The sequence below is a fragment of the Jatrophihabitans fulvus genome (assembly GCF_054781375.1).
Map to the genome: position 1 here is coordinate 620,707 of NZ_BAAGUN010000002.1, position 16,272 is coordinate 636,978.

General features: G+C 72.3%; 11 protein-coding genes. 6 read left to right on the plus strand and 5 right to left on the minus strand.

Annotated features, from left to right (window positions below):
• Position 1: 1 nt before the first annotated feature.
• Positions 2-1,018 (minus strand): hypothetical protein, encoded by a 1,017-nt coding sequence (locus tag ACYVP9_RS11490; protein ID WP_460604939.1) that lies wholly within the window; start codon positions 1,016-1,018, stop codon positions 2-4.
• Between the two features lie 105 nt (positions 1,019-1,123).
• Between ACYVP9_RS11490 and ACYVP9_RS11495 the strand changes: the two genes are divergently transcribed.
• On the plus strand, positions 1,124-2,605 hold the full coding sequence (locus ACYVP9_RS11495) for a neutral zinc metallopeptidase (protein ID WP_460604940.1): 1,482 nt from the start codon (positions 1,124-1,126) through the stop codon (positions 2,603-2,605).
• Between the two features lie 6 nt (positions 2,606-2,611).
• Here ACYVP9_RS11495 and ACYVP9_RS11500 read toward each other — a convergent pair whose 3' ends face one another.
• Positions 2,612-3,115, minus strand: a complete 504-nt coding sequence (locus ACYVP9_RS11500) for a low molecular weight protein-tyrosine-phosphatase (RefSeq protein WP_460604941.1) — start codon at positions 3,113-3,115, stop codon at positions 2,612-2,614.
• 77 nt (positions 3,116-3,192) lie between these two features.
• Between ACYVP9_RS11500 and ACYVP9_RS11505 the strand changes: the two genes are divergently transcribed.
• From ACYVP9_RS11505 to ACYVP9_RS11515, 3 genes are all read left to right on the plus strand, one after another.
• Positions 3,193-4,713, plus strand: coding sequence for a TldD/PmbA family protein (locus tag ACYVP9_RS11505; protein ID WP_460604942.1), 1,521 nt, complete (start codon positions 3,193-3,195; stop codon positions 4,711-4,713).
• Complete coding sequence (locus ACYVP9_RS11510; RefSeq protein ID WP_460604943.1) at positions 4,710-6,101, plus strand: metallopeptidase TldD-related protein; 1,392 nt, start codon at positions 4,710-4,712, stop codon at positions 6,099-6,101. Before ACYVP9_RS11505 ends, ACYVP9_RS11510 begins: the two co-directional genes overlap by 4 nt.
• Before the next feature lie 204 nt (positions 6,102-6,305).
• Positions 6,306-8,021 (plus strand): S8 family serine peptidase, encoded by a 1,716-nt coding sequence (locus ACYVP9_RS11515; RefSeq protein WP_460604944.1) that lies wholly within the window; start codon positions 6,306-6,308, stop codon positions 8,019-8,021.
• Here the strand turns inward: ACYVP9_RS11515 and ACYVP9_RS11520 are convergent, their stop codons facing one another.
• Together ACYVP9_RS11520 and ACYVP9_RS11525 are read right to left on the minus strand one after the other, a co-directional pair.
• Positions 8,022-8,564, minus strand: coding sequence for an NUDIX hydrolase (locus ACYVP9_RS11520; protein WP_460604945.1), 543 nt, complete (start codon positions 8,562-8,564; stop codon positions 8,022-8,024). It lies immediately after the preceding gene.
• A 79-nt stretch (positions 8,565-8,643) separates the two neighbouring features.
• Entirely contained in the window at positions 8,644-12,342 is a 3,699-nt protein-coding gene (locus tag ACYVP9_RS11525) for a S8 family serine peptidase (protein WP_460604946.1), read from the minus strand.
• Between the two features lie 299 nt (positions 12,343-12,641).
• Here ACYVP9_RS11525 and ACYVP9_RS11530 point away from each other — a divergent pair, with 299 nt between their 5' ends.
• Both ACYVP9_RS11530 and ACYVP9_RS11535 read left to right on the plus strand, forming a co-directional pair.
• Positions 12,642-14,684: a HelD family protein gene (locus ACYVP9_RS11530; RefSeq protein ID WP_460604947.1), complete on the plus strand. Its 2,043-nt coding sequence runs from the start codon at positions 12,642-12,644 to the stop codon at positions 14,682-14,684.
• 28 nt (positions 14,685-14,712) lie between these two features.
• A complete protein-coding gene (locus ACYVP9_RS11535) occupies positions 14,713-15,891 on the plus strand; it encodes a glycosyltransferase 87 family protein (RefSeq protein ID WP_460604948.1) in 1,179 nt (392 codons plus the stop codon).
• On the opposite strand, the gene ACYVP9_RS11540 is transcribed toward ACYVP9_RS11535, so the two are convergent.
• Complete coding sequence (locus ACYVP9_RS11540; protein ID WP_460604949.1) at positions 15,844-16,191, minus strand: CD225/dispanin family protein; 348 nt, start codon at positions 16,189-16,191, stop codon at positions 15,844-15,846. The two genes, ACYVP9_RS11535 and ACYVP9_RS11540, sit on opposite strands and share 48 nt — an antisense overlap.
• Positions 16,192-16,272 lie beyond the last annotated feature (81 nt).

Genomic DNA, 16,272 nt, shown 5'->3' on the forward strand with positions numbered 1-16,272 from the left:
GTCAGTCGGTGCCGGCCGCCCGGGACCGGCGTTCGGCGGTGCGGTGCGCCAGGTCGAGCAGCAGTCCGGCGACGACGCCGGCGCTGACCAGCGGGATCCAGATCCAGATCAGCCCGGTGCGCACGTCCCACGCGTCGAGGGTCAGCAGCACCACGACGTAGAGCACGAACGGCACGACCAGGGCCGCCGCCACCCGGGCCCGCAGGGCCGGCTGCGCCTTCAGCAACGCCCAGTCGGACGGGGAGCCCTGGCCGGCCGGCGCCTCGCGATCGGGTGCGACCGGCAGCTCGACGGGGGCATCCGGCGTCCTGCCGTCCGCCGCGGTGCCAGCCGCGGTGCCAGCCGCGGTGCCCGCCTCGTCCTCGTCCGTGGCCGGGTAGGGCGCGTCGGCCACGACCGCCCGCAGCTCGGTGGTGACCGCCTCGGGGCGCGGCCGGTCGAGCACCGGGTCGGGCACCGCCGCGATCTGCTCGGTGCGGTCGCCGTGGCCGTCCGCCTCCGGGGGGCTGACCGACACAGTCGCCGCCGGGGCGTCCGTCGGGGCGTCCGTCGGGGGCTCGTCGGGGTCCGGCCGGGGACGGCTGCGCGCGAGCGCGGCCTGGATGATGCCGATGGGGCCGGTGACGGGTCCGTCGTCGCCGGCGGGGTCGACGTCCTCGTAGACGCGACCGGCGCCGCGTTCGGCGGCAGCGGGCGTCGCGTCGTCACCGCGCTCGGCGGCGGCGCGGGCGCGCGCCTCGGCGAGCGCCTCGGCCTCGGCGGCGGCCTGCAGGTCGCGGGGACGAGCCGCCCGAGGCGATTCGTCGGCGACGTCCGTGCGCGTGCCGGCCGGTGCCGCGGACGGTTCGGCGGTCGCGCGCCCGGACGCATCCTCGGCAGCACCGTCGGCAGCACCGTCATCGGCACCGCCGTGGCGCGCGGGTCTGGGACGTGATCGCTGCAAGGGCGCGAGGGCACGGTCGACGGCGAAGTCGACGGAGGATTCGTCGTCTTCGTCCGGTGCCGAGTGGCGTCCCACGTGGACAGTGTTTCAAATAGCCGATTCACGGGGCTGACGCCGCGCTGATCCGTTTACACTGCCGCCGACGGCGCCGGGATGCGGGGCCGCCGTGAAGGAGACCCCATGCGCGCGAGGTTCGGCAGATTCGGCAGGTTCAGCAGGTCCCTCGCGGTCGCGGCCGCGGCCGCGGTCGCCCTGTCGGCGTGTTCCGCCGTCGTCGACGGAACCGCCACGATCGAGAACGCGCCGAACGCCGATCTGAGCGTCAAGGGCGTCGACCCGTCGAGCAACTTCGACCGCGTCGCGCAGAACTCGCTCGCCGACATCGAGTCCTTCTGGAAGCAGGAGTTCCCGTCGGTGTCCGGTGGCAAGGCGTTCCCCGACATCAAGGGCGGCTACTACTCCGTCGACGGCGTGAAGGTCGCCGAGAGCGGCAGTGCCGACGGCCAGCCGGTCGAGAAGGAGGCGTGCGCGCAGCGCTCGGTCTCGTTCCTCGTCAACAACGCTGCCTACTGCCGCCTCGACGACACCATCGTCTGGGACCGCTCGCCCGACCACCTCGTCGGCGCCATCGCGAAGAAGTACGGCGAGTTCACCCTCGCCTTCGTCTTCGCCCACGAGATGGGCCACGCCATCCAGCAGCGGCTGCGCGTCTTCGACAACGACCCGAAGACGATCTACACCGAGTCGCAGGCCGACTGCGCCGCGGGCGCGTGGGCGAAGTCGGCCGTCGACCAGCGCGCGCCGCACTTCCGCGACGTCACCCCGGCCAAGATCGACGCCGCGCTCGAGGGCTACCTCAACGTCCGCGACAGCACCCCCGAGAACATCGACGAGATCTCCCACGGCAACGGCTTCGACCGCCTCTCGGCCGTGGCGGACGGGTACGACAAGGGCGTCAAGTACTGCTACAGCCCGGGGTACTTCCAGTCGCGCACCTTCACCGAGCGGCCGTACTCGAGCGACGACGACAAGGCGTCCGGCGGCAACCTGCCGTTCGACGAGGTGATCGACACCAACTCCTCGACGAACGCGATCGTCACGGACCTCAACCGGTTCTGGACCGAGAAGGCGCGCAGCATCGGCAAGCAGTTCCAGCCCGTGAAGATCGCCGAGGCCGACCACCCGAAGTGCGATGCGGACGGCACGGTCGAGTTCGGCTACTGCCCCGACGACAACACCGTCTACTTCAGCAAGAAGTTCGCCGAGCAGGCCTACAACAGCCTGCCCGGTCTGAAGCTGCAGGACGGCAAGGAACGCAACGTCGAGTTGCTGTTCAACCAGCCCGCCGACTTCGCGCTCGGCACGATGTACTCGATCGGGTGGGGGCTCGCAGTGCGCCACCAGCTGTTCAAGCGCAGCCTCGCCGGCGCGGACGCGCTGCAGGCCGGCATCTGCTACACCGGCGCCTACGCGAAGGACATCAACGTGGCCGCCGACGCCGGCAAGCGGTTCTTCCTCTCGCCGGAGGACCTCGACGAGAGCGTCGCGGCGCTGCTGGACGAGGTGCCGCAGGACTCCGCGTTCGGCGCCCGCGGCACGACCGGCCTCGAACGCATCCAGGCGTTCTTCAAGGGATACGGCGGCACGCTCTCGGTCTGCTGACGGACGTCAGCCGGTCCGTGCGGCGAGCTCGTCGAGCAGGCCGGCGCAGCTGCGCTCGACCTGCTCGAGCACGTCGGTGAACCCGCGGCGGCCGCCGTAGTACGGGTCGGCGACGTCGAGATCGGACGGGTCGGCCGCCGGGTCCCACTGCCGCAGCATCGCGATCTTCGCGCGGGCGGCGGCCGGATCGTCGGTGCCGGCGGCCAGCTCGCGCAGCTCGGCGAGGTGGCCGGCGTCGAGGGCGATGACGACGTCGAGTTCGTCGAAGTCGTCCGCGGTGAACTGCCTCGCCGTGTGCCGCGGCCACCGGTATCCCGCCGCCTCGAGCGTCGCGCGGGAGCGCTCGTCCATGTCGTCGCCGACGTGCCAGCCGCCCGTCCCCGCGCTGGACGCGACCACCCGGCCGTCGAGCCCACGCCGCTCGGTGAGGCGGGTGAACACCACCTCGGCGGTGGGGGAGCGGCAGATGTTGCCGGAGCAGACGAAGCACACGCGCACGGGTTCGGTCACCGCGCCATGATCGCCGGTCGTGCCGTCGGGCCGTGCTGTCGGGCCGTGCCGTCGGGCACCGCGGGTAGGTTCGCAGCATGCCGAGCATCGACCCGTCCTTCGAGGCGCTGCCGACGCGCGGGCTGGCGGCCGTCGCCCTCGCGCGGGCCGACGAGCTGGGCGCCGAGCACGCCGACTTCCGCCTCGAGCGCGCCCGGCAGGGTTCGGTGCGGCTGCGTGACGGCAAGCTCGACGGCGTCGGTGACAGCGAGGACGTCGGCCTGTCCGTCCGCGTCGTGCACGACGGCACGTGGGGGTTCGCCGCGGGCGTGGCCCGCACCGCCGCCGGCGTCCGCGAGCTGGTCGAGCAGGCGGTCGCGACGGCGCGGGTCAGTCGCCCGCTGCGCGGCGAGCCGGTGCGGCTCGCTCCCGAACCCGTCTACGACGACGTCACGTGGGTGTCGGCGTACGAGCAGGACCCGTTCGCCGTCCCCGAGCGCGAGCGCGTCGAGCGGTTGCGCGACCTGTCCGAGCGGCTGCTCGCCGGCGACGGCGTCGACCACGTCGACGCGAGCGTCAGCTACGTGCTCGAGAACAAGTTCTACGCCGACAGCGCGGGCACCAGCACCACGCAGCAGCGGGTGCGCATCGAGCCCGAGTTCACCGCCACGCTCGTCGACCGCGGCGCCGGCGCCTTCCACTCGATGCGCACGCTCGCACCGCCGGCCGGCCGCGGCTGGGAGTACGTCACCGGCACGGGGTGGGACTTCGACACCGAGATCGCCGAGCTGCCCGAGCTGCTGCGCGAGCACGCGAAGGCGCCGAGCGTCGAGCCGGGCCGCTACGACCTCGTCATCGACCCCACCAACCTGTGGCTGACCATCCACGAGTCGATCGGTCACGCCACCGAGCTCGACCGCGCGCTCGGGTACGAGGCCGCCTACGCCGGCACCAGCTTCGCCACCCCCGACAAGCTGGGCTCGCTGCGCTACGGCAGCCCGGTCATGAACGTGAAGGGCGATCGCACCGTCGAGCACGGCCTGGCCACCATCGGCTGGGACGACGAGGGCGTCGCCGGCCAGGAGTTCGACATCATCCGCGACGGGGTGCTCGTCGGCTACCAGCTCAACCGCGAGATGGCGGCCGCCAACGCCGGCCTGCTCGGCGCCGACCGGTCGAACGGGTGCGCCTACGCCGACTCGGCCGGTCACATCCCGATGCAGCGCATGCCCAACGTGTCGCTGCAGCCCGCACCCGACGGGCCGTCGCTCGAGGAGCTGGTGTCCCGCGTCGAACGCGGCATCCTCATCAAGGGCGACCGCTCGTGGTCGATCGACATGCAGCGTTTCAACTTCCAGTTCACCGGCCAGCAGTTCCACAAGATCGAGGACGGACGGGTGGTCGGCCAGCTGCGCGACGTCGCGTACCAGGCGACGACGACGGACTTCTGGGGCGCCATGGAGGCCGTCGGCGGCCCGCAGACCTATCTGCTCGGCGGCGCTCTCAACTGCGGCAAGGGCCAGCCCGGCCAGGTCGCGTCGGTGTCGCACGGGGCACCGGCCGCGCTGTTCCGGGACATCAACGTGCTCAACACGCGGCGTGAGGCAGGTTCGCAGTGACCACGAGTCCCCAGGAGCTCGTCGAGGCAGCGCTGGCGGCGTCGGCCGCGGACGGCTGCGTCGTCATCGCCCACGACCACACCGAGACCAACCTGCGGTGGGCGGCCAACGCGCTCACCACCAACGGGCAGATGCGCGACCGCTCGCTGACCGTCATCTCCACGTTCGACTCGTCCGCGGGCACGAGCGCGGGCGTGATCACCCGGTCGGTCACGAACCTAGAGGACGTCGAGGACCTCGTGCGGGCCGCGGACGCCGCCGGTCGCGAGGCCGGCCCGTCCGACGACGTCGCGCCGCTCGTCGAGCCCTACGAGCACGGCGACGACTGGCAGGCCGACTCGGCTGCCACCTCGGTCGAGGTGTTCGCCGGTCTGGCCGAGGGCCTCGGCGGGGTGCTGGGCCGGTGGCGCGGTGACGACCGCCTGCTCTACGGGTTCGCCGAGCACGAGATGACGTCGACCTTCGTCGGCGTCTCCACCGGCCTGCGGCGCCGGGTCGACCAGCCGTCCGGCCGGCTCGAGCTCAACGGCAAGGCCGGTGACCTGTCCGCGTCGAGCTGGTGGGCCTGCTACACCGAGGACTTCACCGACGTCGACGTCGAGGCCGCGACCGCCGGTCTCGAACAGCGGCTCGGCTGGGCGCGGCGTCGCGTCGAGCTCGAGCCCGGTCGCTACGAGACGCTGCTGCCGCCGACGTCCGTCGCCGACCTGATGATCTACACGTACTGGCACGGCTCGGCCCGCGACGCCGAAGAAGGTCGCAGCGTGTTCGCCGGCGCCGACGGTCGCAGCCGCATCGGCGAGCGGCTCACCGACGTGCCCTTCCGGCTGTGGTCCGACCCGGCGGCGTCCGGCATCGGCTGCGAGCCGTTCGTGGTGGCCTCCGCCTCCCATGCCGGCGTCCAGTCGGTGTTCGACAACGGCGCCCCCGTGGACGCGACGACGTGGATCGACGACGGCGTGCTCACCGACCTCATCCGCACCCGTGGTCATGCCGCCCGCACCGGCGACCGGGCCCGTCCCGCCGTCGACAACCTGCTGCTCGAGCGTCCCGGCGCCGACGCCGACCTCGAGGCGATGATCGCCGCGACCGAGCGCGGGCTGCTCGTCACCAGCATGTGGTACATCCGCGAGGTCGACCCGCAGAACCTGCTGCTCACCGGACTGACGCGCGACGGCGTGTTCCTCGTCGAGAACGGCGAGGTCACTGCGGCGGTGAACAACTTCCGCTGGAACGAGTCGCCGGTCGATCTGCTCGCCCGGGCCGCCGAGGTGGGCGCGAGCGTGCCGACGCTCTCGCGCGAGTGGAGCGACTACTTCCGCCGCACGTCGATGCCGGCGCTGCGCATCCCCGACTTCAACATGTCGACGGTCAGCCCCGCCTCCTGAACCGCCTGCCCCCTGAATCACCACAGATCGGGACTTCTGTCAGATCGACGTGAGGAGCTGGGGCGGCGACAATGATCGCGCCGTCCCCCGCGGCGACGATCACCCGCGCCGTCCGCGTCCGCGGCTGTCACACCCCCTGCCTCTCGGAGTTCGCCCATGCACCGGCCCTCGCGCCCGGCCCGCCGCTTCCTCACCCTGGTGTCCGTGGCCGCTGTCGCCGCCGCCGGTCTCACGGCCGCGCTCACCACCGTGACCGCGCCGGCCGGCGCCGCACCCGCGGCCACCCCGGCGCGCTACGCGGTGTCGAAGCCGGTGTGCGCGAAGCCGAAGGATCCGAGGGCCATGCGCTGCTTCGCGATGCGCCAGGTGCCCGCAGCGCGCACGACGACGGGCGCCTATCCGGTGCCCCACGTCGGCCGCGGGCCCGTGGGCGGGTTCACCCCCCGTCAGCTCGCCGCCGCCTACGGCTACAACCCCCAGACCCCCCGTCCGCGCACGACCGTCGCGATCGTGCTGTGGCACGACGCCCCGACCGTGCTGTCGGACCTCAACCGCTTCAACGCCCGGTACGGGCTGAAGAAGGAGACCGCGTACACCTTCCGCAAGGTCAACGAGCGCGGCCGCCCGTCGCCGCTGCCGCGCCGCGACGCCGACGCCGGCGTCGAGGTCGCCCTCGACACGCAGGCCGTGCGCGGGGCCTGCAACACCTGCCGCATCCTGCTCGTCGAGGCTGACGGCCCGTACGACACCGATCTCGCCAACGCGGTCAACACCGCCGTCCGCCTGGGCGCCACGATCGTCACGAACTCCTACGGCACCACCGAGCGCAGGTTCGACACCGCCGTCCAACGCGCCTACAAGCACCCGGGCGTCGCGATCCTCGCGTCGACCGGCGACAGCGGCTGGTTCGGCTGGGACGGGATGAACGAGGGTTACGTCGGCGAGGGGGCGGCGTCGTTCCCGGCCACCTCGCCCTACGTCATCGCCGTCGGCGGCACGACGCTCAAACTGACGTCCGCGAACAAGCGCGCGTCCGAGACGGTGTGGAACAGCAACGGCCCCCACAACGCGAACGGCTACGACCGCGAGCGGGCGCTCGGCGCGAGCGGCGGCGGATGCAGCAAGTACTTCAACGCCCAGCCGTGGCAGCGCATGACCCCCAACTACGCGAAGTCGTTCTGCAACGGCCGTCGCCTGGCCGCCGACATGTCGATGGTCGCCAACCCGGCCACCGGGTACGACATCTACGACAGCAGCGCCGGCGGGTGGATCACGATCGGCGGCACGTCGCTGTCGGCACCGCTCGCCGCGGGCGTGCTCGCCCTGGCCGGCGGCGCGCACGGCGCGCGCTACCCCTCGTCCGCCCTGTACGCCAACGCCGCGACGCTTCCGGGTCGTCGCTACGACGTGACCGTCGGCGGCAACGGTTACTGCAACGGCGACTCACCCGCAGCCTGCGCCACCGGCACCGAGGGGCAGTGGGGCTACGCCAGCAACCCGAACGCGCTCGGCGCCGGTCCGCTCGACTGCTCGTTCGTGCGCTCGGAGTCGAGGCCCTACGCGGTGCCGAGCACACGCAGGCTCGAGTGCAGCGCCGCGAAGGGGTACGACGGGCCCACCGGCGTCGGCACCCCCACCAGCACCCGGTTGTTCTGGCGCACCGACCCGTATCTCGGCGTCCGCTTCGCCACGCCGACCCACGGCAGGTACGCGACGTTCTCGGCGTTCCTGCGGGCTCCGCTGCCGCGCACGACCATCCGCTCGACGACCTGGTCGTGGGGCGACGGTCGCACGCTGCGCACCACGTCGGCGTCCGCCAAGCACAACTACCGCAGGGCGGGCCGGTACACCCTGACGCTCTCGAGCTACGACTCGCGCTACCAGACGGTGATCATCAAGCGGACGATCACCGTCCGCTGATCACCGCCGGCTGAGCGCGAAGAGCGCGAGCGCCGCGACGCTGTGCCCGTCGGCGAACTCGCCGGCGAGCACCATCGCGCGGATGTCGTCGTCGCCGAACCAGCGCGCGACCATGTCCGACTCGGTCGGCTCGCGGTCGGGTTCGCCCGCCTCGAGGTCCTCGGCGAGATACACGTCGTAGCCCTGCGAGCAGAACCCGACCGCGGCGTGCAACCGGCCCAGGTGCGTCATCCGTCCGGCCTCGTGGCCGGTCTCCTCCCGCAGCTCGGCGCGGGCGAGCTCCAGCTGCGTGCCCTGCCGTCCGGCCGGCCAGCCGCCCTGCGGCAACTCCCACTCGCGCCGTCCGATCGGGTAGCGGTACTGCTCGACGAGCCAGAAACCGTTGCGCTCCCGGGGGAGCACGCACACGAAATCGGGCTTGTCGACAACCGCGTACTGCCCGCGGCTGCCGTCCGGGAACTCGACCTCGTCCTCCCGCAACCGCAACCACGGGCTGCGGAACACCTCGCGACTGCCGATCGTCCGGATCGTCCCCTCGCTCACGCCGCCCAGTTTCGCCTACGGACGAGGACGGGGCCCGTGCCGGGTGATCGGCACGGGCCCCGTCGGGGTCGAGCGGGTGCTACCTGATCGTCACCGTGACGACGTTGGACGACGAACCCGCGGAGTACCCGTCACCGGCGTAGACGGCCTGGTACTTGTACGAGCCCGATCCCCTCGGCGTGTAGGTGATCTTCGCGGTGCCGTTCTTGAGCGCCACCGGGGTGCCGACCGTGGCCGGGCCGGCGGTGAGACGCTTGAGGGTCACCGTGCCGGAGAGCGGCACGCCGTCGGCCGACGTGACCGTCACCGTGCCGGACAGCGCCTTGTTCTTGGTGGCGGGGTTCGGCGTCATCGTCAGCTTCGCGGTCGTCCTGCCCTTGGACAGCGACACCATCTGCGCCTTGGTGCCCACCGTGTTCTGGAAGTGGATCAGCAGGGCGCCCTTGGTGCCGTCGAGCTGGTACGACTTCGAGTTGCGGTGGACCTTCAGCACCGAGCCCGGCGAGTCGGCGTACAGCAGCGGGCTGCTGTCACCGTTGTAGCTGCCGTAGACGGCGAGCCCCGGGTCGTTGGTGTTCAGGGTCATCGGCTTGACCAGGGTGAGGTCGCCGGCGACGTCACCGATCTGGTCGACCTGGCCGGCCGAGGAGCCGGTGTAGGTGAGCACCGAGTACCTGATGCGCGGCTTGCTCGCCGACAGGCCCGGCAGGGCACCGAGCGCGACCGGCAGCACCAGCGTGTCGCTGTCGAACAGCGCCGTGTCGGTGTCACCGAAGCGGTCGTTGATGCCCTCGACGTCGAGCACCTTCGGGGACCCGTCCGGGTTCTTCAGCGTGAGCGATTGCGTCGTCGCGACCATGATGTCGGTCTGGTCGGCACCCGAGGTGAGCCGCGTGCTGTAGGTGACCACGTCGGCCTTGCCGTCGCCGGTGCTGTCGATGTACACCTCGGCGTCCTGGAAGCCGGCCGGCGTGCGCCACGGACCCCAGGTCGTCACCGAGAAGTACGCCAGGCCGTTGCCCGAGGTGTAGGGGTTCTCGCCCACGGACTTCAGCTGCGGCGAGCTCGTCGTCGCGCCCACGTAGCGCAGGTCGGCCGAGCGCTCGTCCGGGAAGTGGACGCACGCCGTCTGGCCGGCCGAGGTGCAGGTCGGCAGCTGCCCGCTGGTGCCCTGCAGCCCGAAGCCCGCCACGATCGAGGTGACGTTCTCCTCGCCCGAACCCTGGTTGACCCGCTGCCCGGTGAGGGGCAGCAACGCGTCCTGGTTCACGCCACCCGGCATCGTCAGCGACGACGCCTGCGTCATCTTCGAGGCCGGACGCGGGGCCGAGTAGACCGGCACCCGCAGCGACGGCACGTCGCCGTCGGACGTGAAGGTGACCAGGCCGCTGGCGTCCGCCACGTACTCGCGCGGCAGGTCGACGCTGCCACCGGCCGTCTGCACGGGCGTCTCACGGTCGACAGTCGGGTCGATCGTCTTGGTGAGCGCCGAGTAGTCGACGGTCATCGTCAGCGTGACCGTCTTCGACGAGCGCGCCGGCACGGTCACCGACGCCGGGGAGACCGAGTAGGTCACACCGGGAACCTCGGTGCGGGCGGTGTAGTCGACGTCGTAGCTGCGGGTCGACAGGCCCGTGTTCTGCACCTTGATCGTCCGCTGCTGGCTGGTGTCGGCAGTGACCGCCACCGGGCCGAAGGACGCGCTGACCACGCCGGTCAGCGGCTTGCCGTCGGCGCCGGTGCCGGTGACGTACGCGAGCACGTCGTTGTCCAGCGCCTGCTTGGCGTCGATGCGACCCGAACCGACCCGGTTGGGGGCGTAGGGCAGACCGTCGCCGTTGGCCTCCGTCGTGATGTCGGTGCCGGCGGTGTTCATGATGTTCGCCTTGACCTGCTCGGCGGTCCAGTCCGGGTGCTGCGAGGCCACGAGGCCCGCGAGACCCGCCGTCATCGGGGCGGCCATCGAGGTGCCGCTCTCGTTCACGCCGTCGCTGCCGGTGCCGACCGCCGCGGAGAACACGGTGCCGCCGACGGCGGTGACGTCCGGCTTCACGTTGTCCGCGCCGCGGATGCCGCGCGAGCTGAAGTCGGTCAGCGTGTCGTTCAGCGCCGGGTCGTCCTGCTTGACGCCGTTGGCCTCGGTGCTGCCGACGGTGACGGTCTGGCCGCCGGCGAGCTGGCCGCGGATCGCGTCGGCGCCCGACTTGGCGACGAGCACGCCCGGGATCGCGGCCGAGCCGGTGATGCCGGCCGAGAAGTTCTCGGCGTTGCTGCCGAAGATGAACCCGGTGCCACCGGCGGCGGCGATGTTGCCGCTGCGGGCGACCGAACCGCACTCGGGAGCCGAGTCGTTCCACTCGACGAACACGATCTTGCCCTTGGCGTTGTCGGCGTCGGCGCCGGCGAGCGGCTGGCAGCCGTACGGGTTGGCGGACGACAGCTTGTAGACGCTCCCTGCGAGGTCGGGCTTGGTCGCCCAGTCGTAGGCGATCGACCGCTCCGCCGCGTACTGCGCGGCGGCCGGGTCGGTGATGTTCAGGGCGTCGACGACGGCCTGCGCGTCCTGGCTGGCCGCGACGGTCAGAGCGCTGGGCGCGTTGCCCGGCGAGCCGCCGGTGTCGTAGAGGTCGCCGTTGTTGCCGGACGAGATCACCATCGTCACGCCGGCGTCGGTGGCCTTCTTGACCAGCACGGTGTCGGCGTCCTGCGGGGAGGAGAAGTCCGAGCCCAGCGACAGGTTGGCGACGTCGACGTGGTCGGACGTGTCGCCGTCCTGGTTGGGGTCGATGGCCCGCTCGATCGCGGCACCGGTGACGTCGGTACTGCCGTCGCAGCCGAACACGCGGAACGCGTAGAGCTTGGCCAGTGGCGCCATGCCGGGGCCGATCTTCATGCCCGTGAACGGCGTGTTCGTGTCGTAGGCGCCGGTGTAGGTGGTGCCGTCGCCGTTCTCGCCGAAGCCCGCGGCGCTGCCGGCCACGTGGGAGCCGTGGCCGTTGCAGTCGAGCGGGTTGGCGTCCGGCTTCGGCACGGGCTGGTACGACTCGCTCGCCGGGTCGGCGTTGTAGTCGTCGCCGACGAGGTCGTAACCGCCGATGACCTTGTCGGTCGGGAAGACCGTCGGGTTCGTCTGCTGCGCGGCCGACTGCGCGGTCTCGTAGTCGGCGGTGTCGCGGCTGCCGCCGAAGTCGGCGTGGGTGTAGTCGATGCCGGTGTCGATGATGCCGATGGTGGCGTTCTGGCCGCGGTCGCCGTACGCCTCCCAGGCCTGCGGGGCGCCCTGGAAGGGCACCGCGTAGGAGTTCGTCGGCTTCTTCGGGGCGATCGGGTAGACGGCCGTCACGCCGCCGATCTTCGTCAGCCGGTCGTAGTTCGCGACGTTCGTGCGGACGGCGACGGCCGACAGCGCTGAGTGGGTGCGGTAGAGCACGCGCGAGTTGGCGGGCAGATCGCCGGCGACCCGGGTCTGCTCGGTGCGGATGCGGCCGAGCTGCTTCTTGGCGGCGCTCTTGCCGGCCGCCTTGCCGCTCTGCCGCTGCGCCGTGCGCTGCACGGTTGCGGTGGACGCCGTGTCCAGCTGCAGCAGGAACGAGTACGTCCCCTTCTTCGGGACGCCGGCCGGGAGGCCGTTCAGGGCGTTGGTGCCCTGGCCGCCGGTCAGCTTCGCGTCGGACGTCTTCACGCCCGGTGCGAGCTTCGTGCCTGCCGGGGCGGCCCCGGCGTCGGTGCTGGTGACCAGCCCGGTGACGACGGCTGCGGCGGTGACCGCGACTGCCATCGTCCGTCCGGACCGGCGCGCGCGTACGCGACTCATCGATACAACTCCACCCGAGAGGGATCTTCGACCGATCTGCGGCACTCGTGACACCGCGTACGAACTCCGCACTCACGGAGATTCCGGTCAACCTGCTCGGGCCGGATGGTATCCACACCCTCAGCGAATCGTCAGCCCCGAGGACACCACAGATTCGATCGACAAGCCCCACAGGGCCTTCACGCGTTCGCAGAACGTCCCGGCGCCGCGCCCGCCGGTCACGGCGGAAATCCGCTGGCGGCGGGGCGTAACGTCGCCGGACTGTGGCCGACGAATCCCGCCCCGGTCCCGTCCCCGACTCCCCACCCGCCGCCGACCCCGTCCTCGCGGACGAGGAGGCCCACCTCCAGCTCGCCCGCGCGTGCCTGGTGTCCATGCGTGACTCCGCCGACCGCATCGCCGACTACGGCGTCGACGAACTGGCCGGCCACGCGTTGGGCACGCTGCGTGCCCAACGCCTCGCATCGCTGAACGCCGAACCGGACGCGCCGCCGTTCTTCGGCCGTACCGACCGCGACCGCGAGGACGGTGGACCCGGCGCCGAGGTCTTCCACATCGGACGGCGCCACGTACGCGACACGTCCGGCGACCCGGTCGTCGTCGACTGGCGCGCCCCCATCGCCCGCGGCTTCTACCGCGCCACGCCGGACGACCGGATGGGCGTGCGGCTGCGCCGGCGCTTCGGGTTCGCCGGCGGCGCGCTGAGCTCGTTCGAGGACGAGCACCTCGACCGCGGCGAGGCGCTGGGGCTCGAGTCGGACCTGCTGCGCGCCGAGATCGAGCGGCCCCGCGTCGGACCGATGCGCGACATCGTCGCGACCATCCAGCCCGACCAGGACGAGTTCGTGCGCGCCGACCTGGACACGTCGCTGTGCATCCAGGGTGCGCCGGGCACGGGCAAGACCGCGGTGGGCCTGCACCGCGCGGCCTACCTGCTCTACACCTATCCCGACCGGCTGCGGCGTTCGGGCGTGCTCGTCGTCGGCCCCAACGAGGCGTTCCTGCACTACATCGCCCAGGTGCTGCCGTCACTGGGCGAGGGCGGCATCACCCAGGCCACGCTCGCCGAGCTGGTGCCCTTCCCGTCCCGCGGCTCGGAGCCGGTCGAGGTCGCCGTCCTCAAGGGCGACGCGCGCCTGGCGGACGTGCTGCACCGCGCGGTGCTCGCCCACGTCTTCAAACCGGACGAGGACGTCGTGCCGATCGTCGGCACGAAGCGTTACCGGGTCGGGTCCCACCGGCTGCGCCGCTACGTCGACGACGCCCGCCGCCAGCTCGTCGAGGGCGGCCTGCGCTGGGCCCAGGCCCGCGACCGGTTGCGGCAGCAGATCGGTGAGGACGTCCGCCGGCAGCGCGAGGACGCCGGCGGGGCACCGTCCGACGCCGAGACCGCGCGGGTCGCCCGCAGCAAGGAGGTCAAGGCCTGGGTCGACTCGGTCTGGCCCGACCTCACCGCGCCGGCGCTGCTCGCCCGGCTGTGGGACGACGCCGACTTCCTCGCCCGCTGCTCGCCGACCCTGTCGGACGACGAGCGGGCGCTGCTGGCCCGACCGGCGCCGAAGACGCTGCGCGCGGTCAAGTGGACGGACGCCGACACCGTGCTCCTCGACGAGCTCGACGCGGCCATCCACGGCCGGGACACCTTCGTGCACGTCGTCGTCGACGAGGCCCAGGACCTCAGCCCCATGCAGTGCCGGGTCATCGCCCGGCGCTGCCCGCTCGGGTCGCTCACCGTGCTCGGCGACCTCGCGCAGGCGACGACGCCGTGGGCACCGGGCGCCTGGGCGATCACCCTCGACCACCTCGGCCACGACGCGAAGATCCAGCCCCTCACCACCGGGTACCGCGTGCCGGGGGAGGTGCTCGCGGTGGCGAACCGGTTGCTGCCGCACATCGCGCCCGAGGTGCCGCCGGCCACGTCCGTCCGGCAGGGCGACGACGCGTTCCGGCTGGTGCCGCACGGATCGGTCGTCGACGAGGTGCGCGACTGCCTGTCCGTCGAGGGGTCGGTCGGGGTGATCGTCCCCGACGCGGACGCCGGGACGGTGCTCGCGTCCCTGGCCCCGTTCGGCGCCGGGTTGCTCGGCGCGGACGACGATCCGCGGGTGACGGTCGTACCGGCCACGGGCGCCAAGGGTCTCGAGTACGACTCGGTGATCGTGCTCGAACCGGACGCCATCGTGGCCGCCGAGCCCAGCCGCGTCGACGGGCTGCGCCGGCTCTACGTGGTGCTCACCCGCGCCGTGTCGCGGGTGCGGGTCGTGCACGAGCGTCCGCTGCCGCCGGAACTCGCGCCCTCCACGTGACGCCGTCGCCGTCCGCGACACTGATCCGGTGACGACGTCCACCCGAGCGGCGACCCGGCCGGTGTCGCCCGTCCTGTGGTGGACGGTCGCGGCGCTCGCCGTCGTCGGGCTGGCCGTCCCGTTCCTCGCCGGCCAGGCGCCGCTCGACCTGCAGGTGTACCTCGCGGGCGGGCACGGCGTGCGCGACGGTGTCGACCTCTACGGACCCGCCGTGGACGTGCGGGGGTACGGCTTCACGTACCCACCCTTCGCCGCGCTGCTGTTCGTGCCGCTGACGCTGCCGCCCTTCGGGGTGGCGGTGGCGGTCGCCTTCGCGGTGTCGCTGCTGTGCCTGGCCGGGGTGCTGCGCGCGACCGGGGTGCGCTTCGCCCCGACCCTGCCGCTGCTCGCCGTCGTGCTCGCCGTGCTGTTCTGCGAGCCGGTGCGGGTGACGGTGTGGAACGGCCAGATCAACCTGGTGCTGCTCGCGCTGCTGGCACTCGACCACGTGCTGCCGCCGTCGTCGCGGTGGCGGGGCGTGGCGACCGGCGTGGCGACGGCGATCAAGCTGACCCCCGGCCTGTTCGTCCTGCTGTTCCTGCTCGAGCGAGACCGTCGCGCGTTCGTCCGCTCGGCGGTCACGACGCTCGTCTGCGTCGGTGTCGCCGCGGCCGTGCTGCCCGCCGACTCCCGCCGGTTCTGGCTGCACGGGCTGTTCGACAAGGGCAACCTCGGTGACACCGCCCGCTCGGGCAACCAGTCGCTGTACGCAGTGGCCGAACGCGCCCTGCACGGCGAGTCGGCCGTGCGGGCGCTCTGGCTGGCGGCGTCGGTCGTGGTGCTGCTGACAGCGGTCGTGGTCGTGCGCCGGCTGCTCGAGCGTGGCCTCCGGTTGCTCGCGTGGAGCCTCACCGGTGTCGTCGCCTGCCTCGTCTCGCCGGTCTCGTGGACGCACCACTGGGTGTGGTGCGTGCCGCTGCTGGTCGCGCTGTGGCCACTGCTGATGCCCACCCGGGGCGGACGGGTCGCCTTCGGCGCGCTGGCGCTGCTGTTCCTGATCGGCTGCAACAAGCCGCCGCTGGCCTGGACGTTCGGCAACCCCGTCGGGGACGCGGTCGTCGGCAACCTCTACGTGTGGGCGGGCCTGGCCGTCCTGGCGGTGCTGCTGGCGCGCTCCCCGTCAGAAGAGCGAACCGACCGCGAGGAACAGCACCGCCACCAGCGATAGCGCCCAGAAGGTGCCGCCGATGGCGGCACCCATCCGTCCCCAGTGCTCCGCCTCGTTCGACGCGCCGAGCGCGCCGTTGCGGTCGCCGGCGTGATAGCGCGAGCGCACCTGGATCGAGTAGCAGAAGGCGACGATCGCCAGCGGCCAGAACAGGACGGCGCTCGCGACCACCCAGCCCACGTGCGAGGACGGGCACGCGGTCGGGCCGGTGTCGCGGTACGACGAGTCGTCGGTGCGGTGGCCGTAGAACTGCAGCGGACGGCCGGACGGGGACACGGGGTGAGCGGTCGAGGAAGTCATGCCAGGAGCGTCCCCGCGGCAGCGTCCGCTGCGAACCCGTTCGGCGTCGGAAGGCCTCCCCAATTCACCGGCCGCGCGCGA

What these genes read in the sequence shown, in the direction of transcription:
- ACYVP9_RS11525 (WP_460604946.1), bottom strand. Translation starts at nt 12,342, where the DNA reads ATGGCAGTCGCGGTCACCGCCGCAGCCGTCGTCACCGGGCTGGTCACC.
- ACYVP9_RS11540 (WP_460604949.1), bottom strand. Translation starts at nt 16,191, where the DNA reads ATGACTTCCTCGACCGCTCACCCCGTGTCCCCGTCCGGCCGTCCGCTG.
- ACYVP9_RS11495 (WP_460604940.1), top strand. Translation starts at nt 1,124, where the DNA reads ATGCGCGCGAGGTTCGGCAGATTCGGCAGGTTCAGCAGGTCCCTCGCG.
- ACYVP9_RS11505 (WP_460604942.1), top strand. Translation starts at nt 3,193, where the DNA reads ATGCCGAGCATCGACCCGTCCTTCGAGGCGCTGCCGACGCGCGGGCTG.